General features: G+C 71.0%; 20 protein-coding genes. 10 read left to right on the top strand and 10 right to left on the bottom strand.

Annotated features, from left to right (window positions below; genetic code table 11):
* Positions 1-44 precede the first annotated feature (44 nt).
* The 3 genes from FE633_RS38535 to FE633_RS38525 all read right to left on the bottom strand — a co-directional run bounded on the left by FE633_RS38535 (position 45) and on the right by FE633_RS38525 (position 2,389).
* On the bottom strand, positions 45-383 hold the full coding sequence (locus tag FE633_RS38535; protein WP_138049818.1) for a DUF3817 domain-containing protein: 339 nt from the start codon (positions 381-383) through the stop codon (positions 45-47).
* A gap of 118 nt (positions 384-501) precedes the next feature.
* On the bottom strand, positions 502-1,011 hold the full coding sequence (locus FE633_RS38530) for a MarR family winged helix-turn-helix transcriptional regulator (protein ID WP_138049817.1): 510 nt from the start codon (positions 1,009-1,011) through the stop codon (positions 502-504).
* 10 nt (positions 1,012-1,021) lie between these two features.
* Positions 1,022-2,389: an MFS transporter gene (locus FE633_RS38525; protein ID WP_138049816.1), complete on the bottom strand. Its 1,368-nt coding sequence runs from the start codon at positions 2,387-2,389 to the stop codon at positions 1,022-1,024.
* Positions 2,390-2,508: 119 nt separating this feature from the next.
* Between FE633_RS38525 and FE633_RS38520 the strand changes: the two genes are divergently transcribed.
* Entirely contained in the window at positions 2,509-3,492 is a 984-nt protein-coding gene (locus tag FE633_RS38520) for an ArsR/SmtB family transcription factor (protein ID WP_138049815.1), read from the top strand.
* A gap of 21 nt (positions 3,493-3,513) precedes the next feature.
* Here FE633_RS38520 and FE633_RS38515 read toward each other — a convergent pair whose 3' ends face one another.
* Entirely contained in the window at positions 3,514-3,807 is a 294-nt protein-coding gene (locus FE633_RS38515; RefSeq protein WP_119099348.1) for an MTH1187 family thiamine-binding protein, read from the bottom strand.
* On the bottom strand, positions 3,804-4,148 hold the full coding sequence (locus tag FE633_RS38510) for a DUF3817 domain-containing protein (protein ID WP_138049814.1): 345 nt from the start codon (positions 4,146-4,148) through the stop codon (positions 3,804-3,806). Before FE633_RS38510 ends, FE633_RS38515 begins: the two co-directional genes overlap by 4 nt.
* Before the next feature lie 318 nt (positions 4,149-4,466).
* Between FE633_RS38510 and FE633_RS38505 the strand changes: the two genes are divergently transcribed.
* From FE633_RS38505 to FE633_RS38490, 4 genes are all read left to right on the top strand, one after another.
* Positions 4,467-5,099, top strand: a complete 633-nt coding sequence (locus FE633_RS38505) for an AIM24 family protein (RefSeq protein WP_138049838.1) — start codon at positions 4,467-4,469, stop codon at positions 5,097-5,099.
* Positions 5,099-5,749 (top strand): AIM24 family protein, encoded by a 651-nt coding sequence (locus FE633_RS38500; protein ID WP_138049813.1) that lies wholly within the window; start codon positions 5,099-5,101, stop codon positions 5,747-5,749. Before FE633_RS38505 ends, FE633_RS38500 begins: the two co-directional genes overlap by 1 nt.
* The gene (locus FE633_RS38495; protein ID WP_138049812.1) at positions 5,746-6,540 is read left to right on the top strand and encodes an AIM24 family protein; all 795 of its coding nucleotides are present in this window, start codon (positions 5,746-5,748) and stop codon (positions 6,538-6,540) included. The genes FE633_RS38500 and FE633_RS38495 overlap by 4 nt, the downstream gene beginning before the upstream one ends.
* Positions 6,541-6,633: 93 nt before the next feature.
* The gene (locus FE633_RS38490) at positions 6,634-7,110 is read left to right on the top strand and encodes a MarR family winged helix-turn-helix transcriptional regulator (RefSeq protein ID WP_138049811.1); all 477 of its coding nucleotides are present in this window, start codon (positions 6,634-6,636) and stop codon (positions 7,108-7,110) included.
* Between the two features lie 18 nt (positions 7,111-7,128).
* Here FE633_RS38490 and FE633_RS38485 read toward each other — a convergent pair whose 3' ends face one another.
* Positions 7,129-8,601 carry a sensor histidine kinase gene (locus FE633_RS38485; protein ID WP_138049810.1) on the bottom strand — a complete coding sequence of 491 codons (1,473 nt, stop codon included), beginning with the start codon at positions 8,599-8,601 and terminating at the stop codon, positions 7,129-7,131.
* Positions 8,598-9,260 carry a response regulator transcription factor gene (locus FE633_RS38480; protein WP_138049809.1) on the bottom strand — a complete coding sequence of 221 codons (663 nt, stop codon included), beginning with the start codon at positions 9,258-9,260 and terminating at the stop codon, positions 8,598-8,600. Before FE633_RS38480 ends, FE633_RS38485 begins: the two co-directional genes overlap by 4 nt.
* A gap of 130 nt (positions 9,261-9,390) precedes the next feature.
* Here FE633_RS38480 and FE633_RS38475 point away from each other — a divergent pair, with 130 nt between their 5' ends.
* A complete protein-coding gene (locus tag FE633_RS38475) occupies positions 9,391-10,155 on the top strand; it encodes a PepSY domain-containing protein (protein ID WP_138049808.1) in 765 nt (254 codons plus the stop codon).
* A 16-nt stretch (positions 10,156-10,171) separates the two neighbouring features.
* Here the strand turns inward: FE633_RS38475 and FE633_RS38470 are convergent, their stop codons facing one another.
* The 3 genes from FE633_RS38470 to FE633_RS38455 all read right to left on the bottom strand — a co-directional run bounded on the left by FE633_RS38470 (position 10,172) and on the right by FE633_RS38455 (position 13,903).
* Positions 10,172-11,401: an MFS transporter gene (locus FE633_RS38470; protein WP_138049807.1), complete on the bottom strand. Its 1,230-nt coding sequence runs from the start codon at positions 11,399-11,401 to the stop codon at positions 10,172-10,174.
* 282 nt (positions 11,402-11,683) lie between these two features.
* Positions 11,684-12,640: a methylmalonyl Co-A mutase-associated GTPase MeaB gene (gene meaB / locus FE633_RS38460; RefSeq protein WP_138049806.1), complete on the bottom strand. Its 957-nt coding sequence runs from the start codon at positions 12,638-12,640 to the stop codon at positions 11,684-11,686.
* A 60-nt stretch (positions 12,641-12,700) separates the two neighbouring features.
* Positions 12,701-13,903 (bottom strand): acetyl-CoA C-acetyltransferase, encoded by a 1,203-nt coding sequence (locus FE633_RS38455; protein WP_138049805.1) that lies wholly within the window; start codon positions 13,901-13,903, stop codon positions 12,701-12,703.
* Positions 13,904-14,049: 146 nt separating this feature from the next.
* Here FE633_RS38455 and mce point away from each other — a divergent pair, with 146 nt between their 5' ends.
* The 4 genes from mce to FE633_RS38435 all read left to right on the top strand — a co-directional run.
* Positions 14,050-14,514, top strand: coding sequence for a methylmalonyl-CoA epimerase (gene mce, locus FE633_RS38450; RefSeq protein ID WP_138049804.1), 465 nt, complete (start codon positions 14,050-14,052; stop codon positions 14,512-14,514).
* A 300-nt stretch (positions 14,515-14,814) separates the two neighbouring features.
* Complete coding sequence (gene scy / locus FE633_RS38445; protein WP_138049803.1) at positions 14,815-18,576, top strand: polarized growth protein Scy; 3,762 nt, start codon at positions 14,815-14,817, stop codon at positions 18,574-18,576.
* Positions 18,577-18,762: 186 nt separating this feature from the next.
* Positions 18,763-19,698 carry a coiled-coil domain-containing protein gene (locus tag FE633_RS38440; protein WP_119099335.1) on the top strand — a complete coding sequence of 312 codons (936 nt, stop codon included), beginning with the start codon at positions 18,763-18,765 and terminating at the stop codon, positions 19,696-19,698.
* A gap of 156 nt (positions 19,699-19,854) precedes the next feature.
* Positions 19,855-20,827: ABC transporter ATP-binding protein (locus FE633_RS38435; RefSeq protein ID WP_138049802.1), on the top strand; the 973-nt coding region annotated here is incomplete at its 3' end.

Genomic DNA, 20,827 nt, shown 5'->3' with positions numbered 1-20,827 from the left:
AATGTCGATGGGGACCGCCACAGATCACACCTGTGGCGGTACCGCTACGCCTTGGCGACCGCGGCCGGATCGTCCACGATCTTGCCCTCGAGCTCGTGGCTGACCTTGCGCTCCACGAAGAAGGCGGCGGTGGGAATGGTCCCCGCGAGCAGCACCCACACCTGCTTGCCGACCGGCCACTTCGCCTTGGCGCCGACATCGAAGGCGAAGACGAGATAGAGGACATACAGCCAGCCGTGCGCGATGCCGACGACCCGCGTGAAGTCCGCGGCGCCATCCATCTCCAGCACGTACTTGGCGATCACACCGAGGGTCAGCAGGACCAGCAGCACACCGGTGACGTAAGCCATGACGCGGTAGCGGGTCAGCACGCTCTTTTTCATGGGCACGAGCGTAACCGGCGGTTTCGTACGATCTTCGGGCGCCCCCGAGGGCGTACGACCGGCGCAGGACCGATGCAGGACCGGCGCAGGACCGGCGTGCGCATCCGAGCGGAAGCGCCTATTCCTCGTCGAAGTCGCGCGCGGCCACCCGCAGCGGCCGCAGCATCGCGAAGATCTCCGCGCACTCCTCGGCGTCGTACACCCCGAGCCCGAAGTCCATCGCCATCAGGTCACGGGTAGCGGCGTCACAGACCTCGCGCCCCTTCTCGGTGATGGAGGCGAGCGTGCCGCGCCCGTCGTTGGGGTTGGGCCGCTTGGCGACGAGGCCGGACCTCACGAGCCGGTCCACGGTGTTCGTGACGGACGTCGGGTGCACCATGAGCCGCTCGCCGATCTTGGACATCGGCAGCTCACCGGCCTTGGAGAAGGTAAGCAGCACGAGCGCCTCGTACCGCGCGAACGTCAGCCCGTACGGCTTGACGACCGCGTCGACCTCGGCCAGCAGGATCTGCTGGGCACGCATGATCGAGGTGATCGCGGACATGGCCGGAACGTTGCCCCATCGCTGCTTCCAGTGTTCGTCCGCGCGGGCGATGGGATCGAATGGGAGACTGAGCGGCTTCGGCACGGCAAAGACCCTACCGGCCGGTCATATCGTGGTCAGCCCCGTCTCGCGTTTCGGTCCCCCCTCTCCACGCCCCCTCTCCACGCTCCCCTCCTGTACGCCGCACCTCCAGCGCCAGGAGTACGCAGCACAGCGTCCCGAGCGCCCCGACTCCGCCCACGACCGTGCTGACCGCCCAGAACTCGGCGGCGACGCCGGCCAACGCCATGCCCACCCCCTGGATCGTCATCAGCCCGGCCGTGTGCACGGTCATGGCCCGCCCGCGCAGCTCCTCCGGAACGGCGTCCACGAACCAGCGGTCGAGACCGAGGGTGTACGCGCCCGCCGACCCCGCGAGCAGCAGCATGGGCAGGATCCAGCCGAGGCCCGGGTGGAACGGGAAGGCGAGGAGAGGCAGCAGCGTGCCGCACGCCAGGGGCAGGACGATCCGGGAACGGGCCGCGGGCGACAGGGCGGCACCGGCGTACAGCTCCCCCGCGATCGTCCCGACCGGCATCGCGCACATCAGCAGTCCGACCTCGGCCGCGCCGACCCCGAGCTCGTCCGCGTACGCGGCGGCGAGTGCCTCGGGCGCGACGACGAACATCGGTGGCGCCCACAGGAGCAACAGCAGCGCCCGGATCCGGCGGTCGCCGAGGACCTCGCGGGTGCCGGAGAGCGAGTAGCGCACGAGGGATCCGCCTCCGGCCCGCGCGGGCCTGCGGCGCGTCCCGCACCGCAGGAGCAGCGCCGAGGCCAGGAAGGTGCCCAGCGTGATGACCAGCGCCCCACGCGGCGACACGAAGGTGAGCAGGACGCCGCCCAGCCCGAACCCTACGAGGACGGCGCTCTGCGACACGATCCGCAGCAGCGAGCGGCCGAGCACGAACTGGTCCCCGTCCCCGAGGATCTCGGTCAGCGTGGCCATCCGCGTCCCGTTGAACACCGGCGCCACGGCCGCGATGACGCACCGCAGCGCGAGCAGGGCGGCCACCGGCGTCGACGGCAGCGCCATGAGAGCGGCGCATCCGGCACACACCAGGTCGCACCCGACGAGCACCCGTCGCGCGGGAAACCGGTCCGCGACCCCGGCCAGCAGCGTCCCGCCCACGAGATACGGCAGGAACCCGAGCGCGAACGCCAGCGCGCTGAGCAGCGGCGACCCCGTCAGCCCGTACACGAGCACGGTGAGCGCGATTTCACTGATGACGACGCCGAGCAGGGAGAGGGCGTGGGCGAGGAAGACGGCACGGAACTCGCGTACGGCGAAGAGTCGGCGGTAGCCGGTGGTTTCGGTGGTGGCACGGTCGGTCTGAGGGGTTTCGGGGGCCTGGATGGCCTGGACGGCCTGGACGGACTGGGCTGTGGGCACCGTCGTTGTGCCCTGCTTCTCTTCCGACATGTCCGGCAGCGTGCACGTGCGCGGGCCGACCGCCGTAGAGTTTCGGCGTCAGCCGAATCTTCGAGACCGGGCGTGGCCGGGCGAGGCCGGGCCAGGCCGGTCATGGAGGGGGAGGTCCGTTGCCGTTCCATCTGCACTTCGGCGAGGACGATCTCCTGCGGTGCCGCTTCGCGGTGTCGCCGTTGTGGGAGACCCAGGAGGCGGTACGTACGCTCGACCGGCCTTCGCGGCACGGCTACCACACGGGCTGGCTGCGCCGTATCCGTGCGGCCGCCGCCGGGCTGGACCTCGCGCCACTGTGGCTGCTGATGCCCCGGCGCGGGCACACCCCCGACTGGCTGGGGCCTCCGCCGCTCGGCCCGGCCGCCACGTTCGAGGAGGAGATCGCGGCGGTGCGCGCCGCCGACCCGCGGGCTGCCCGTGAGGACACGGCGCGGGCGCTGGCGGACACGCCGGGGGCCGCCGAATCACCGCTCGGGCGCGCCCTGTTGAGGGATCCCGCCCGTACGGTCCAGCGGCTGGCCGACCTGCTGGAGGCGGCCTGGCGCGCCCTGATCGAGCCGGACTGGCCGAGGCTGCGGGCCCTGCTGGAAGCCGACGTCGCGTTCCATTCGCGCCGGCTCGCCGAAGTGGGGCTCGGGGGGCTGCTGCCCGAGCTGGACCGGCGGTTCGCCTGGGACGCGGGAAAGCTGACGGTGGAGTGGAAGGGGGAGCACGTACGCGAACTCGGCGGTCAGGGGCTGGTGTTGATGCCGAGCGTGTTCTCCTGGCCGGACGTGGTCAGCGGGTTCGATCCGCCCTGGCAGCCGACGCTGGTCTATCCGGCGCGGGGCATCGGCGGTCTGTGGGCCGAGCCGACCGAGCGCACGTCCGGGGCGCTCGTACGGCTCCTGGGGCGCGGGCGGGCCACCGTGCTCACGGCGCTCGACGAACCCGCCGGCACGTCGGCGCTCGCCCATCGGCTGGGGCTCGCGCCCTCCTCCGTGTCCGCGCATCTGGCGGCGCTGCGTGGGGCCGGGCTGCTCACGTCGCGCCGATACGGCCACCAGGTCCTGTACGAACGGACACCGCTGGGCATGGCCTTGGCGTCGGGCGGGGACTGACGGGCTCCCGGGGCGGAGGCATCAGTCGGCCAGATGCCGCTCCACCGTCTCCACCTTCGACGTCAGCCCGTCCGTCACACCGGGGCGGATGTCCGCCTTGAGGACGAGGGAGACGCGCGGCGCGCGTTCCTCGACCGCGGCGACGGCGCGCTTGACGACGTCCATGACCTCGTCCCACTCGCCCTCGACGGACGTGAACATCGCGTCGGTCCGGTTGGGCAGACCCGACTCGCGGACGACCCGCACGGCGTCGGCGACGTACTCCCCCACGTCATCGCCGACGCCCAGCGGCGTGACCGAGAAGGCGACGATCATGCGTTGACGATTCCTTCCTGGCGGGCACGGGACGCGATGACGGCGGCCTCGGCCTCGCGCTTGAGCTTGCGGTCGGCGAAGAAGCCGCCGGTCGGCAGGACGGAGAGGACGAAGTAGACGGCCGCGGTCTTCGGGGACCACTTGGTGCGGTTCCAGGCGTCGGCCCAGAAGATCACGTACAGGATGAAGAGGACACCGTGGACCGCCCCCATCACGGGCACCGCGTTGAAGTCCGTGGTCCGCTTCAGCACCGAGCAGACGAGCAGCAGCAGGAACGAGACGGCCTCGGGGGCGGAGACCAGGCGGAGGCGGCGGATGGCGGAAGCGGTCTTGATGTCCACGAGTCACCTTCGGTGGGATGAGGAGTCGACGCTTTGTGAACGTAGGCACAAGCGTGGCCCATTGTGACATTCACGGTCCGCCCACCCCGGCCCGGGGGTCCGGCCCGACACAGGATCCGGCCACCGTCGGGACACCCCCAGCACCGACTCACTCCCGAACCACACCCCAAGGACGCGACCCGCACCGACCCGCACCGAAGCACACCCCGCATACAGCCCCCTCCCCTGGCGACTCGGTCTCAGGGTGGGGTCCGGGGGCGGATCATCCCTGAGGATCTGTTGGCGGTCGCGTTCGGCGGCTACCTTCACTGCGTGGCGATGTTCCGACTCCAAGGCAGCAAAGTGCTGGCCGTCGACATGACCGGCGATGCCGTGAAGGCGAAGAACGGCTCGATGGTGGCGTACGACGGACAGATGGCCTTCAAGAAGATGAGCGGCGGCGGTGAGGGGATACGGGGGATGGTGACCCGGCGCCTCACCGGTGAGCAGATGACCCTGATGGAGGTGAAGGGGCACGGGACCTGCTGGTTCGCCGACCGGGCCAGTGAGATCAACCTCGTGAACCTCCAGGGCGACAAGCTCTTCGTCGAGTCGAGCAACCTGCTCGCGACCGACTCGGGGCTGCGCACGGGCACGACCTTCACGGGGCTGCGCGGCGCCTCGCAGGGCAACGGGCTGTTCACGACGACCATCGAGGGCCACGGCCAGGCGGCGATCATGTCCGACGGGCCGGCGGTGATCCTGCGGGTCAGCTCGCAGTACCCGCTGACGGTCGACCCGGGCGCGTACATCGCGCACCAGGGGAACCTGCGGCAGTCCTTCCAGTCCGGTGTCACCTTCCGCACCTTCATGGGCGAAGGCGGCGGCGAGGCCTTCCAGATCCGCTTCGAGGGCGACGGGCTCGTCTACGTACAGCCCAGCGAGCGCAACACGATCGCAGGGGAGGTCTGATGCCCTTCCGCGAGGTCAACTCGAAGATGATCGAGGCGACGGTCGCACCGGGCCTGCGGCTGTTCAGCCAGCGCGGCGCGATGCTCGCCTACAAGGGCGAGGTCTCCTTCACCCCCAACACGCAGGGCGGCCAGGGCGGCGTCATGTCGATGATCGGCCGCCGGGTCGCCAACGAAGCGACGCCCCTGATGACCGTGGAGGGCTCCGGCACGGTCCTGTTCGGGCACGGCGGCCACCACATCCAGGTCATCAGCCTCACCGGCGACACCCTGTACGTGGAGGCGGACCGGCTGCTGGCCTTCGACGGCACGCTCGAGCAGGGCACGATGTTCATGGGCTCACAGGGCGGGGTCATGGGCATGGTGCGCGGCCAGGTGACGGGGCAGGGGCTGTTCACCACGACCCTCAAGGGCCACGGCGACGTCGCCGTCATGGCGCACGGCGGAGTCATCGAGGTGCCGATCACCCCACAGCGCCCCGTCCACGTCGACCCGCAGGCGTATGTGGCCCACCACGGCGACGTACGCAACAAGCTGTCCACCGCCCTCGGCTGGCGCGACATGGTCGGCCGCGGCTCGGGCGAGGCGTTCCAGCTGGAGCTGAGCGGCAACGGCGCGGTGTATGTGCAGGCCTCGGAGGAGAAGCTGTGAGCGACCACCCGGGCTCGGGCCCCGTGACCCACGACCCGATGACGCTCCCGTCGGACGACAACGTCAACAACTACACCTTCTGCGTGGAACTCAAGGGGAGCGAGTGGTTCCTGCAGAAGGGCAAGATGATCGCGTACTACGGCTCGATGGAGTTCAACGGCATCGGACACGGCCGCCTCGACCGTCTGGTGCGTACGTCGTTCCATTCGCCACTGCACGCAGGCGACTGGGTGGTGGCTTCCGGTTCGGGCAAGATGCTCCTCGCCGACCGGGCCTTCGACGTGAACTCGTACGACCTGGACGAGGGCAATCTGACCATTCGCTCGGGCAACCTCCTCGCTTTTCAGCCAAGTCTCGCGCTGAAGCAGTCGATCGTGCCGGGCTTTCTGACGCTGATCGGGACGGGCAAGTTCGTGGCCGCCTCGAACGGTCCGGTGGTGTTCATGGAGCCGCCGATCCGCGTCGATCCGCAGGCCCTCGTCGGCTGGGCCGACTGCCCCTCCCCGTGCCATCACTACGACCACGGCTACATGACGGGCGTGATGGGCGGTCTACGTGCGCTGACGGGCATCGGAGGAGCCTCCGGGGAGGAGCACCAGTTCGAGTTCGTGGGCGCAGGCACGGTGCTGCTGCAGTCCAGCGAGACCCTGATGGCCGAGGAGGCGACGGGGGCGGTCCCGCATCAGGCGGGCGTACCCGGTGGCGGGGTGCCCGGAGGCCACGGACCGCAATCCGGCACACCGCGCCTTCCCGGACAGCTGGGCGACCTCCAGCGTCGCTTCGGGCTGTGAGCGGTAGTCTGCGGAGTGTGACATCGAACGCGTGCACACAGTCACACAAACCCTCATAAGTTCGCCTTTCAACTTCTTAGGTAGAATCCATTTATGGAGACCGAGACGGCCACACGCTGGCTGACCGATGCGGAACAGTGCGCCTGGCGCACCCACCTGGAGGTCAACCGGCTGCTGACGTACCAGCTCGAAAGGGACCTCCAGCCGTACGGCCTGACGATGAACGACTACGAGATCCTGGTGAACCTCTCGGAGTCGGAGGGCCTGCGGATGCGGATGAGCGACCTCGCGTCCGCCACCCTCCAGTCCAAGAGCCGCCTCTCGCATCAGATCACCCGCATGGAGAACGCGGACCTGGTGCGCAGGGAGAACTGCGAGTCGGACCGCCGTGGGCTGTACGCCGTGCTGACGGACCACGGCCTGGAGACGATGAAGAAGGTCGCGCCTCATCATGTGGCGTCTGTGCGGCGGCACTTCATCGATCTGCTCCCGCCGGAGGCACTGACAGACCTCCACACGTCCCTGGTGCCGATCGCCGATCACCTACGAGGACACCGGGGACGTCCCTGACGCCGTCGAAGCCTTGATTCACCTCACCTGATCGAGGGGCAGGCGGAGTTCGAACAGGGCTCCGCCTGCGGGCGCTTCGTGGACGGTGAGTGATCCGCCGTGCCGTACGGCGACATCGCGGGCGATGGCGAGGCCGAGACCGGCTCCGCCGTCATCACGGTTGCGGGCCTCGTCGAGACGCACGAAGCGCTCGAAGATCCGCTCGCGTTCGGTGGCCGGCACGCCCTTGCCGTCGTCGGCGACCGCCAGAACCGCCCGCTTTCCGTCGCTCCGCACCGTCACCGTGACCGACGACCGCGTGTGCCGCTGGGCGTTGTTCAGCAGATTGCCGAGGACCCGCGCCAACTGGCCGCGCGCCCCGGTCACGTCGACAGGTACGGCGTCGACGGTCACGGCGAACCGGTCGCCGGCCCGCTGGGACACCTCCTCGCGCACGAACGCCGCCAGGTCGAACCGCGCGCCCGGGGGCCGCTCCCCCGCGTCCAGCCGGGCGAGCAGCAACAGATCGGCGGCCAGCTCCTGCAGTCGTACGGTGTCCTCGACGGCGCCCCCGACATCCAGCAACTCCGGGTGGGCGACACCCACTTCGAGCTGGGTGCGCAGCGAGGCGATGGGGCTGCGCAGCTCGTGCGAGGCGTCGGCGACGAACCTCCGCTGCCGCTCCACGGACGTCTCCAGCGCGGCGAGCGTCTCATTGGTCGTACGTGCCAGCCGGGCGACCTCGTCGTGCGTCTCCGGCTCGGGGACGCGCCGCGCCAGGTCCTCGGAGGCGGTGATCGCGGCCATCTCGCGGCGGATGCCCTCGACGGGGCGCAGGGCTCGGCGGGTGACGACCCAGGTCACCAGGGCCACCACGGCCAGCAGCAGCGGGAAGCCGATCAGCATGACGGTCTGGGCGGTGCTCACGGCGCTCTGTTCGGCGGCCAGCGGCGCACCGGCGTACACGGTGAGTGTGCCCTTGTTCTCCACGGCCACCCGGACACGCGCGAAGCGATAGTCCCCCTCGTCGCCGTCGATCGTGGCGGACCCGTTGCTGAAGCTCGTCTTCGCGTCGGCCTCGCCGGGTTCGAGGGCCTCGCCGCCGACGGCCTTGTCGTCGGCCGCTTTGTCGTCGTCGGGGTCCTGGTCATCATCGTGGTCGTCACCGCTGCCCGCCGGAGCCGAGGACGCGGCCCGCGGCTTCACCTCGGCGACACCCGTGCCGCTGATCCGTTCCAGGTCCTCGCTGGCCGCGACCAGCCTGTGGGACGCGTCGACGACTTGGACGGGCCGTTCGTCGTCGTCCAGCGACAACTGGTCGTAGTCCTTCGCCAGGGTGAGGACGGTGGCGATCTCTCGCGCGGAACGGTCCGCCTGCGTACTCGCCTGCCCGGTCAGGTTGGACCGCAGGGACAGCAGGACGGCCGTCCCCGCCGCCACCAGCGCGATGGCGACCACGAGGGTCGCCGCGAGCGTGGCCCTGGCGCGTACGGAGCCCAGAACACGCCTCATCTCGCCTCCAGGCGGTAACCGGCGCCGCGTACGGTCCTGATCAGCGAGGCGCCGAGCTTGCGGCGCAGGGTGCTGATGTACACCTCGACGATGTTCGGGTCGCCCTCGTACGCGAAGTCCCAGACGTGATCCAGGATCTCGGACTTGGAGACGACCTCGCCGGCCCGCACCACGAGTTGCTCCAGCACCGAGAACTCCTTGGCGGTGAGGGTGATTTCGTCCTCACCTCTCAGGACGCGCCGGGCCGCCGTGTCGACCTTGAACTCGCCGAGTACGTGCACGGGCGAGCCGCCCGACGGTCCGCGGCGCCGCAGCAGCGCCTTCACACGGGCCACCAGGACGACGTACGAGAACGGCTTGGTGAGGTAGTCGTCGGCGCCGGTGTCGAGGCCCTCGGCCTCGTCGTACTCGCCGTCCTTGGCGGTGAGCATCAGGATCGGCACGTCGTGTCCGGCGGCCCGCAGAGCGCCGCACACGCGGTAGCCGTTCATGCCGGGCAGCATGATGTCGAGGATGACGAGGTCGTACGAGCCCTCGCCGGCCCGGTGCAGGCCCTCCCGGCCGTCGTGGACCACGTCCACGGCGTACCCCTCGGCCGTCAGGCCTTTGGCAAGCGACAGAGCCAGCCGCTTCTCGTCCTCCACGATCAACAGGCGCATGCCCTCAGCTTCGCAGGGCGAACCTGAAGCTCTCTTCAGGCTCCTTCAGCTCCGCTTCAGCGTGCCTCCAGCAGATTGGTTCACGTCGCAACCGGACGACGTCGAAACCGCAGAACCCGGGAGGAACCCCATGAAGCGCAACATCGTCATCGCCACCATCGCCGCAGCCGCCCTCGTCGGAGGAGGCACGGCGACGGCTCTCGCGGTCACGAGTGACGGCGCGCCGGCGACGACGAAGCCGTCGGGTGTGGCCCCGGCCGACAACAGCCGCGAGGACGCCGACGACAAGGACGACACCGACGACCGCCGCGACAAGGACGACCGCGACGACAGCCGGGCCGACGACGACAGGGCTGACGGCGGCCGGGCCGACGACGACACCGACCAGGTCACGGTCACCAAGGTCACGGCGGCCGAGGCCATCGAGTCCGCCCTCCGTCACACGTCGGGCACCGTGGTCTCCGCGGACCTGGACGGCAAGGACGAGGACGGCCCGGCGAACTGGGAGGTCGAGGTCCTCGCCAAGGACAGCACCTGGCACAGCGTCCGGCTCGACCCGGCCACCGGCGACGTCATCGGCTCGCACGTCGAGAAGGCCGAGCAGGATGACGCGGACGACACCGCCCAGGTGCGAGCCGCCCTGAAGGGCACGTCCGTCTCGGCCGAGGAGGCGGCCAAGGCCGCCGCCGCCAAGGGCACGGTGACGTCCGTGGACCTGGACGACGACGGCAAGTCCCCCTCCTGGGGCGCCGACACCCGCGCCACGGGCGGCACCGAGCGCGAGTGGAACGTCGACCTGAACAGCGCCCGGGTGACCGCCGACAAGGACAACGGGTCGGACGACGGGTCGGACGACGCCGACGACAGCGCCGACGACGCCGGCTCGGACGACTGACGTAACCCCCCTCGCTTCAGCGGACGACCTCAGCAGCCTCCCCGGTGTGCACCGCCGGGGAGGCTGTGCCGCGCCAGGACGCGAGCGCCGCGACCAGGGCGGCGGCGCCGGACACGGCGAAGCACAGGGCGAGCGGCAGCCGTCCGACCAGCAGCCCCACCCCGGCGGCACCGGCCGAGGAGCCCGCGTTCACCGCGGTGTTGACCCACGCCCCGGCCTGGGTGCGGAAGCCGCGCGGCGCGGCCTCGTCGGCGAGCAGGTAGGACGTGATGAGCGCCGGGGCGACGAACAGCCCCGCCACAGCCATGGCGGCGGAGAGCGTCACGAGACCCGGTGCCCACCCGGCCGCGCCCAGGGCGAGCGCGAGGCCGACCGCCAGCAGCGGAAGCCGCACGCGGGCGGACACACGCCAGTTGACCGCGCCGTTCAGGAGTCCGCCCACCGCGCTGCCCGCCGACAGAGCGGCGAGCACCCAGGCGACGGTGTCGTCCCCGTGGTGGCGCTGCCCGGCGAAGGCCAGCACCAGGAGTTCCACGGCTCCCAAAGCGAGCCCCACTCCCCCGGCCACGGCCACGGGTTGCAGCAGCCCGCCGCGCCGGCCGCGCATCCGCAGGCGCACGCGCGAGGCCCGTACGGCCACGCCCCGCACGGCCGGGGACATGACGAATCCCAGGGTCCCCGCCCCCACCAGCGCGGCGCTCACGGCGACACCGGCCGCGGGAGGCGCGAACCGGACCACCACCCCCATGAGCAGCGGCCCGGTCACGAACGTCAGCTCCTCGGCGACCCCGTCCAGGCTGTACGCGCGCTGCAACAGCCGCCGGTCCGCGATGAGTTCACCCCATACGGCACGCATGGTGGCTCCGAGCGGCGGCGTACAGGCCCCGGCGGCGACGGCGACCACCGTCAGCAGCGCCGGCGACGCCCCCGGCCGCCAGCTCACCGCGGCCAGCACACCGAGCAGCCCCGCGTACAGCGCGGCCATGGGCAGCAGCGCCCGGCGCGGGCCGTGCCGGTCGACCAGGGCTGCCCTCAGGGGCGTCAGAAACACACTGGCGGCTCCGAAGAGCGCCATCACGGTGCCGGCCACGGCGTACGACCCGGTGGCCCGGCTGACCGCCATCATCACGGCCAGGGAGACCATCCCGTACGAGAGCCGGCCGACGACGGCGGCGGCGAAGGTGCGCGTGGCGTAGGGCATGCGCAGAACCGCGGCATACGAAGGCCGCGTTGAAGACGCAGACATGCGAAGAGTTCCTCAAGGAGAGGGCGCCGGGACGGGCGCCCGGGCATACAGGGACGCCTGTGCGCCGCGACGGCGGCGTCCGTACGCTGCCGATCGCGGGCCGGGGCGGGCCCTATGCCAAGAGGAGGAACACGCGGTCAAAATAACAGTGGCGTATCCAGCCTGTCCGGCGTTTGAGGACGAGGCCGTTCAGGCCGATACGGGGGTCTGAGGGGGGAGCCCCCAGGTTGAGGATGGGACGGGGAGGGGCGGCGGGGGCGAAAACCCTCCCGCGCTGCCCCCTCAGCCCTCCGTAATCCCTGCCACCAGCTCGTCCGCGGCCCGGTAGGGGTCGAGCTCACCCGCCATGATCCGCTCGGCGAGCGCGCTCAGGCGACGGTCGCCATGCAGGTCGCCGATCCGTTCACGCAGGGCCGTGACCGCGATCGTCTCGACCTCGTGGGAGGCACGGGCGAGGCGCCGCTCGGCGAGCACGCCGTGCTCCTCCATCCAGGCGCGGTGCTTCTCCAGGGCCTCGACGACCTCGTCGACGCCCTCGCCGCGCGCGGCGACCGTCTTCACGATCGGCGGGCGCCAGTCGCCGGGGCCGCGGGACTCCCCGAGGCCGAGCATGTGGTTGAGCTCACGGGCGGTGGCGTCGGCGCCGTCCCGGTCCGCCTTGTTGACGACGTAGACGTCGCCGATCTCCAGGATTCCGGCCTTCGCCGCCTGGATACCGTCGCCCATGCCGGGCGCGAGCAGCACCACGGACGTGTCCGCCTGGGAGGCGATCTCGACCTCGGACTGGCCGACGCCGACCGTCTCGACGAGGACGACGTCGCATCCGGCCGCGTCCAGCACACGGATCGCCTGGGGGGCCGCCCAGGCGAGTCCGCCGAGATGTCCGCGGGTGGCCATGGAGCGGATGTAGACACCGGCGTCGGACGCGTGCTCCGACATCCGTACGCGGTCGCCGAGCAGCGCGCCGCCGGAGAACGGCGAGGACGGGTCGACGGCGAGCACGCCGACCCGCTTGCCCTGCCGCCGGTACGCGGTCACGAGCGCGGACGTGGACGTGGACTTGCCCACGCCCGGCGATCCCGTGATCCCCACGACGTACGCGTTCCCGGCGAGCGGTGCCAGGGCCGCCATGACCTCACGGAGCTGCTCGGACGCCCCCTCCACCAGGGAGATCAACCGGGCCACGGCCCGCGGCCGGCCCTCCCTGGCCTGGGCCACCAGCGTGGAGACGTCCTGCATCACAGCTCCGTTCTGATCTCGTTTTGTTTCGCCGGCTCGCGTCAAGACGTAAGCGAGGGCTCAGCCCTTGGGTACCCGCACGATCAGCGCGTCACCCTGGCCGCCGCCTCCGCACAGTGCCGCCGCGCCCACGCCGCCGCCCCGCCGCTTCAGCTCCAGGGCGAGATGCAGGACGAGCCGGGCGCCCGACATGCCGATCGGGTGACCCAGGGCAATCGCTCCGCCGTTGACGTTCACCTTTTCCGTGGATACCCCGAGGTCCTTCATTGACTGGACCGCGACGGCCGCGAAGGCTTCGTTGATCTCGATCAGGTCGAGATCCTCGGCGCTCAGGCCTTCCTTCTTCAGGGCATGCTGGATGGCGTTCGAGGGCTGGGACTGGAGCGAGTTGTCGGGGCCGGCCACGTTCCCGTGCGCCCCGATCTCGGCGATCCACTCCAGGCCCAGCTCCTGCGCCTTGGCCTTGCTCATGACGACCACGGCGGCCGCGCCGTCGGAGATCTGCGAGGCGGAACCGGCCGTGATCGTCCCGTCCTTGGTGAACGCCGGCCGCAGCTTGCCCAGCGACTCGGTGGTCGTCTCGCCGCGGATGCCCTCGTCCGTGCTGAAGACGACGGGCTCGCCCTTGCGCTGCGGAATCTCCACCGGTGTGATCTCGGCCTCGAAGACGCCGTTCTTCTGCGCGGCGGCGGCCCGCTGGTGCGAGAGCGCGGCGATCTCGTCCTGCTCGGGACGGAGGATTCCGAGGCGCGTGTTGTGCTTCTCGGTCGACTCGCCCATGGCGATGTTCTCGAAGGCGTCCGTCAGTCCGTCGTGCGCCATCGCGTCGAGCATCTCGATCGCGCCGTACTTGTATCCCTCGCGGGACTTCGGCAGCAGATGCGGCGCGTTCGTCATGGACTCCTGGCCGCCCGCCACGATCACGTCGAACTCACCCGCCCGGATGAGCTGGTCGGCCAGCGCGATCGCGTCCAGGCCCGAGAGACAGACCTTGTTGACCGTCAGCGCCGGGACGTTCATCGGGATGCCCGCCTTGACCGCGGCCTGCCGCGCCGGGATCTGCCCCGCCCCGGCCTGCAGAACCTGGCCCATGATCACGTACTGCACCTGGTCGCCACCGATCCCCGCACGGTCGAGGGCGGCCTTGATCGCGAATCCACCGAGGTCGGCTCCCGAGAAGGACTTCAGGGAGCCGAGCAGCCGTCCCATCGGGGTGCGGGCACCCGCGACGATCACGGAGGTGGTGCTGTTCGTTCCAGACATGAGGAGCGATCCCCTTCCAGCTTGCACAGCTGAGGAGTGAACGAGGGTTTACTTGAATGTACTGAGCGGTAAGCCACCCGTCATCCGGGAGGCAGTGTGATCGCCCGCACGTTGCGTAACCACTTCAGGAGCGCTGCACTAACACCATGCTGACGCGAATCGACCACATCGGGATCGCCTGCTTCGACCTCGACAGGACTGTCGAGTTCTACCGTGCCACGTACGGCTTCGAAGTCTTCCACTCCGAGATCAACGAGGAGCAGGGCGTGCGCGAGGCCATGCTCAAGATCAACGAGACGTCCGACGGCGGCGCCTCCTACCTCCAGCTGCTGGAGCCGACCCGCGACGACTCCACCGTCGCGAAGTGGCTGGCCAAGAACGGTGAGGGCGTGCACCACATCGCCTTCGGCACGGCGGACGTCGACGCGGAGGCGGCCGGCATCAAGGACAAGGGCGTACGCATCCTGTACGAGGAGCCGCGCAGGGGATCGATGGGATCGCGGATCACCTTCCTGCACCCCAAGGACTGCCACGGCGTTCTGACGGAACTGGTCACTTCCGCTCCCGTCGAACCGCATGTCGAACCGGCTGTTGAGTCGAACGAGCGGTGATCTCCGTACTGCATGCTCCGGGGACCGTTTCGTCGGTGCCGTACCGCGGCCCCCGGACTCCCCCCAGCCGGAAAAGCCGGTTGGCCAGGCCCCCGGGTGGATGCGGCCCGGTAGGGTTGGGTGCGGTCGTCGCTCCGTGAGGGCGACCGCGGGCCGGGGTCCGGGTTTCGGGGGACGAGCGTCGGGGCAGCAGCCCATGCTCCGCCGTTGATCTGACACCATTCCCCGGGGGCCCCGTTCGGCGGATGGACGGAGCTCGTTTGGAGAGACTTGCGACCAGGGGACGGATGGGACCGCGCAGTGCGGGGCTACGAACGCCAGGAGCGAGAGCCGGCGGCTGACGTCGACCACCTCTCTCGGTTCGAGGCCGAGATGGAACGGCTGAAGACCGAGCGGGAGAAGGCCGTCCAGCACGCCGAGGACCTCGGCTATCAGGTCGAGGTGCTGCGCGCCAAGCTGCACGAGGCGCGGCGCAACCTCGCGTCCCGTCCTGCCTACGACGGCGGCGACATCGGCTACCAGGCCGAGCAGATGCTCCGCAACGCGCAGATCCAGGCGGACCAGCTGCGCCAGGACGCGGAGCGGGAGCTGAGCCAGGCCCGCGCGCAGACCCAGCGCATCCTCCAGGAGCACGCCGAGCAGGCCGCCCGTCTCCAGGCGGAGCTGCACGCCGAGGCCGTGTCCCGCCGCCAGAAACTCGACCAGGAGCTGGCCGAGCGCCGCCAGACCGTCGAGACGCACGTCAACGAGAACGTGGCCTGGGCCGAGCAGCTGCGCGCCCGCAGCGAGCAGCAGGCCCGCCGCCTCCTGGACGAGTCCCGTGCCGAGGCCGAGCAGGCGCTGTCCACCGCCCGCGCGGAGGCCGAGCGGGTCGCCGCCGAGGCCCGGCAGCGCCTCCAGAGCGAGGCCGAGGCCGCCCGCACGGAGGCCGAAGCGCTGCTGCGCCGGGCCCGTACGGACGCCGAGCGCCTGCTGAACGCCGCGTCCACGCAGGCGCAGGAGGCCACCGACCACGCCGAGCAGCTGCGCAGCTCCACGGCGACCGAGTCCGACAGCGCCCGCCGCCAGGCAACCGAGCTGAGCCGGGCCGCCGAGCAGCGCATGACCGAGGCCGAGACGGCGCTGCGCGAGGCGCGGGCCGAGGCGGACAAGCTCGTCGCCGAGGCGAAGGAGGCCGCGGCCAAGGCCCTGGCGAGCGCCGAGTCCACCAACGAGCAGCGCACGCGTACGGCCAAGGAGCAGGTCGCCCGGCTGGTCGGCGAGGCCACGAAGGAGGCCGAGACCACCAAGGCGGACGCCGAGCAGGTCATCGCGGACGCCCGCCTGGAGGCCGAGCGGATCCTCGCGGAGGCCGGTGAAAGCGCCCGCAGCGCGACGGCCGAGGAGACCGCCTCCCAGCTCTCCAAGGCCGCGCGTACGGCCGAGGAGGTCCTCAACAAGGCGTCGGAGGACGCCAAGCAGACCACCAGGGCGGCGGCCGAGGAGGCCGAGCGGATCCGGTCCGAGGCCGAGACCGAGGCGGACCGGCTGCGCGCCGAGGCGCACGACATCGCCGAGGAGCTCAAGGGCGCGGCGAAGGACGACACCAAGGAGTACCGCGCCAAGACGGTCGAGCTGCAGGAGGAGGCGCGCAGGCTGCGTGGCGACGCCGAGCAGCTGCGTGCCGACGCGGTCGCCGAGGGCGAGCGGATCCGCTCCGAGGCGCGGCGCGAGGCCGTCCAGCAGATCGAGGAGGCGGCCAAGACCGCCGAGGAGCTGCTCGCCAAGGCGAAGGCCGACGCGGACGAGCTGCGTTCCACCGCCACGACCGACAGCGAGCGGGTGCGCACGGAGGCCATCGAGCGCGCCACGACGCTGCGCCGCCAGGCCGAGGAGACCCTGAAGCGCACGCGCGACGAGGCCGAGCGGAACCGGGCGGAAGCCGTCGAGCTGGCCGAGACGATCAAGGCGGAGGCCGAGGAGGCCGCGCGGGAGCTGCGCGAGGACGCCGAGCGGGCGATCACGGCCCGGCAGTCCGAGGCCGCCGAGGAACTGACCCGGCTGCATTCGGAGGCCGAGGACCGCTTCGCCGCCGCCGAGCAGGCCCTGACGGACGCCCGCGCGGAGGCCGAGCGGATCCGCCGCGAGGCCGTCGAGGAGTCGGACCGGCTGCGCGCCGAGGCCGCCGAGCGCATCCGTACGCTCCAGGCGCAGGCCGAGGCGGAGGCCGAGCGGCTGCGCACGGAGGCCGCCTCCGACGCCTCCACGTCACGCGCCGAGGGCGAGGCCATCGCCGTACGGATGCGGTCGGAGGCCTCGGCCGAGGCCGAGCGGATGAAGTCGGAGGCCCAGGACTCCGCCGACCGTGTCCGGGCGGAGGCGCAGACCGCCGCCGAGCGGTTGGCGGCCGAGGGCGCCGAGACGCTGGCCGCCGCCCAGGAGGAGGCCGCCCGGCGCCGCCGCGAGGCCGACGAGCTCCTCGGCTCCGCGCGCGAGGAGGCCCACCAGGAGCGGGAGCGGGCGCGCGAGCAGAGCGAGGAGCTGCTGGCCTCGGCGCGCAACCGCGTGGAGGAGGCGCAGGCCGAGGCCCGCCGGCTGGTGGAGGAGGCCGACCACCGCGCCACCGAGATGGTCTCGACCGCCGAGCAGACCGCGCAGCAGGTACGGGACTCCGTGGCCGGGCTGCACGAGATGGCGCAGGAGGAGATCGCCGGGCTGCGCTCGGCCGCCGAGCACTCCGCGGAGCGTACGCGCACGGAGGCGCAGGAGGAGGCGGACCGGGTCCGCTCCGACGCGTACGCGGAGCGCGAGCGGGCCGCCGAGGACGGCAACCGTCTGCGGCGCGAGGCGCAGGAGGAGGCGGAGGCCGCCAAGGCCCTCGCGGAGCGCACGGTCTCGGAGGCGATCAACGAGTCCGACCGGATCCGGTCGGAGGCCCGCGAGGACGCCCACCGCGCCCGCTCGGACGCGGCGACGCAGGCGGACACTCTCATCACCGAGGCGACCGCCGAGGCGGAGCGGCTCACCACCGAGACGAACGCGGAGGCGGACCGGGTCCGCACCGAGTCCGTGGCGAAGGCCGAGAAGCTGATCTCGGACGCGACGAGCGACTCCGAGCGGCTGCGTGCCGAGGCCGCCGAGACCGTCGGCTCCGCGCGGCAGCACGCCGAGCGGGTCCGCAGCGACGCGGAGCGGCTCCGAGCCGAGACGGAGGCGGAGGCCGAGCGGGTCATGTCGGCCGCGCGCGAGGAGGCCGACCGCACGCTGGACGAGGCCCGCAAGGACGCCAACAAGCGGCGTTCGGAGGCGGCCGAGCAGGTCGACAAGCTCATGACGGAGGCGACCTCCGAAGCCGAGAAGCTGACTTCGGAGGCCCGGCAGTCCGCCCTCAAGACGACCGCGGACGCCGAGTCGCAGGCCGACACGATGGTGGGCGCGGCCCGCCACGAAGCGGAGCGGCTGGTCTCCGAGGCGACCGTCGAGGGCAACTCGAGGGTGGAGCAGGCCCGTACGGACGCGGACGAGCTGCTGGTCGGCGCGCGCCGGGACGCCACGGCGATCAGGGAGCGCGCGGAGGAGCTGCGCGACCGGATCACCGGCGAGATCGAGGAGCTGCACGAGCGGGCCCGCCGCGAGTCCGCCGAGGCGATGAAGTCGGCCGGCGAGCGGTGCGACGCCCTGGTGAAGGCCGCGGAGGAGCAGCTGCAGGAGGCGGAGGCGAAGGCCAAGGACATGGTCTCGGAGGCCAACTCCGAGGCGGGCAAGGTGCGTATCGCCGCCGTGCGGAAGGCCGAGGGGCTTCTCAAGGAGGCCGAGCAGAAGAAGTCCGCGCTCATCGCCGAGGCCGAGCAGATCCGCACCGACGCCGAGCGCGAGGCGAAGCGGATGGTCGAGGAGGGCAAGCGTGAGCTCGAGGTGCTGGTCCGCCGACGCGAGGACATCAATGCCGAGATCTCCCGTGTCCAGGACGTCCTTGAGGCGTTGGAGTCTTTTGAGACCCCGTCGAGCGGCAAGGACGGGGGCGTCAAGGCGGCTGCTGCGGCCGGTGCGACTCGTTCGGGGGGCAAGTCGTCCGACGGCTAGCGTGAAGCACAGATTTTGTGCTTGTTGGGGAGCTTCGGCGCCGTCTCTGGCAAGCTCTCCGGATGTTAGCCACCAAAAAGGGTGCCATTCTCCATATCAATCGGGCTTCTGCTCGATGACACGCCGCCTTGGCCCCTAGGATTCCACCTATCACCTCACTCACCGGTCTCATTCGACAGGAACCCCATGAGCGACACTTCCCCCTACGGCTTCGAGCTTGTGCGGCGTGGATACGACCGCGCTCAGGTGGACGAACGCATTTCGAAGCTCGTCTCCGACCGTGACAGCGCTCTGGCCCGTATCACTGCTCTGGAAAAGCGCATCGAGGAGCTCCACCTCGAGACGCAGAACGCCCAGGCCCAGGTGAACGACGCAGAGCCGTCGTACGCGGGTCTCGGCGCGCGCGTCGAGAAGATTCTTCGCCTCGCCGAGGAGGAGGCGAAGGATCTGCGCGAGGAGGCCCGTCGCGCGGCCGAGCAGCACCGCGAGCTCGCCGAGTCCGCTGCCCAGCAGGTGCGTAACGACGCGGAATCGTTCGCTGCCGACCGCAAGGCCAAGGCAGAGGACGAGGGCGTCCGGATCGTCGAGAAGGCCAAGACCGAAGCTGGGCAGCTGCGTTCCGACGCCCAGAAGGACGCGCAGTCCAAGCGCGAGGAGGCGGACGCCCTCTTCGAGGAGACCCGCGCCAAGGCCGCGCAGGCCGCCGCCGACTTCGAGACGAACCTCGCCAAGCGCCGGGAGCAGTCCGAGCGCGACCTGGCGTCGCGTCAGGCCAAGGCCGAGAAGCGTCTCGCGGAGATCGAGCACCGGGCGGAGCAGCTGCGCCTGGAGGCGGAGAAGCTGCGTACGGACGCCGAGCGCCGTGCCCGTCAGACCGTCGAGACGGCCCAGCGCCAGGCCGAGGACATCGTGGCCGACGCGAACGCCAAGGCGGACCGGATCCGTTCGGAATCCGAGCGCGAGCTGGCGGCTCTCACCAACCGCCGCGACTCGATCAACGCTCAGCTGACGAACGTCCGCGAGATGCTCGCGACGTTGACCGGTGCGGCTGTCGCTGCCGCGGGCACTCCGGAGCAGGACGAGCCGGTTTCTCGTGGGGTTCCGGCGCAGCAGTCCCGGTAAGCGCGGCTTGGTTTCTGGGGAATCTGCGGGTCGGGCGTGGCTGGTCGCGCCCACGCGGCGGAGCCGCACACGTCACGGCCCCGCGCCCCTTTGGGCCACTCGAAGCCCTCTGCCACTCCGGTGGCAGGGGGCTTTGTCCCGTTTTAGCGTGTGCTCATGATCGAGCTCGAAGGGCTGACCAAGCGGTACGGCGAGAAGCTGGCGGTGAACCGTCTGACCTTCACCGTGCGGCCCGGCATGGTCACCGGGTTTCTGGGGCCGAACGGCGCGGGGAAGTCCACGACGATGCGGATGATGCTCGGGCTCGACCGGCCGACCGCGGGGGACGTGCGGATCGACGGGCAGCACTACGACGGCCTCAGGGACCCGCTGAAGTACATCGGGGCCCTGCTCGACGCCAAGGGTATGCACGGCGGCCGCAGCGCCTTCAACCACCTGCTGTGCCTCGCCCAGAGCAACGGCATCCCGAAGAGCCGGGTGCACGAGGTCCTCGACACGGTGGGCCTGACGGCGGTGGCCCGCAAGAAGGCGAAGGGCTTCTCGCTCGGCATGGGCCAGCGCCTCGGTATCGCGGGCGCGCTGCTCGGCGACCCGCGGATCCTGATGTTCGACGAGCCCGTCAACGGCCTCGACCCCGAGGGCATCCACTGGATCCGGACTCTGATGAAATCCCTGGCGGGCCAGGGCCGTACGGTCTTCGTCTCCTCCCACCTCATGAGCGAGATGGCGCTGACCGCCGACCACCTCGTCGTGATCGGCCAGGGCCGGCTGCTCGCCGACACCTCCATGGCCGACTTCATCCGGCAGAACTCACGCTCGTACGTACGCGTCCGCTCCCCGCAGCGGGAGCAGCTGCTCGACGCGCTGTCCGGGGCGGGGATCACCGCTGTCCGGGCCGTCGACGGCACGCTCGAGGTGGACGGCGGCAAACCGGAGCACATCGGCGAGCTGGCCGCGCAGCACCAGGTCGCGCTGCATGAGCTGAGCTCTCAACAGGCATCCCTGGAGGAGGCGTTCATGCGGCTGACGGCGGAGTCGGTGGAGTACCACGCGCGCTCCGGCACGCCCGGCAGCGGCCCGCCCGGCAGCGGCCCGCCCGGCAGCGGCCCGCCCGGCGCCGGCCTGCCGG

This window comes from Streptomyces montanus, from assembly GCF_005786655.1.
In the GTDB taxonomy this organism is placed as follows: domain Bacteria; phylum Actinomycetota; class Actinomycetes; order Streptomycetales; family Streptomycetaceae; genus Streptomyces; species Streptomyces sporangiiformans.
This window is presented reverse-complemented; position numbering and strand designations above follow the sequence as displayed.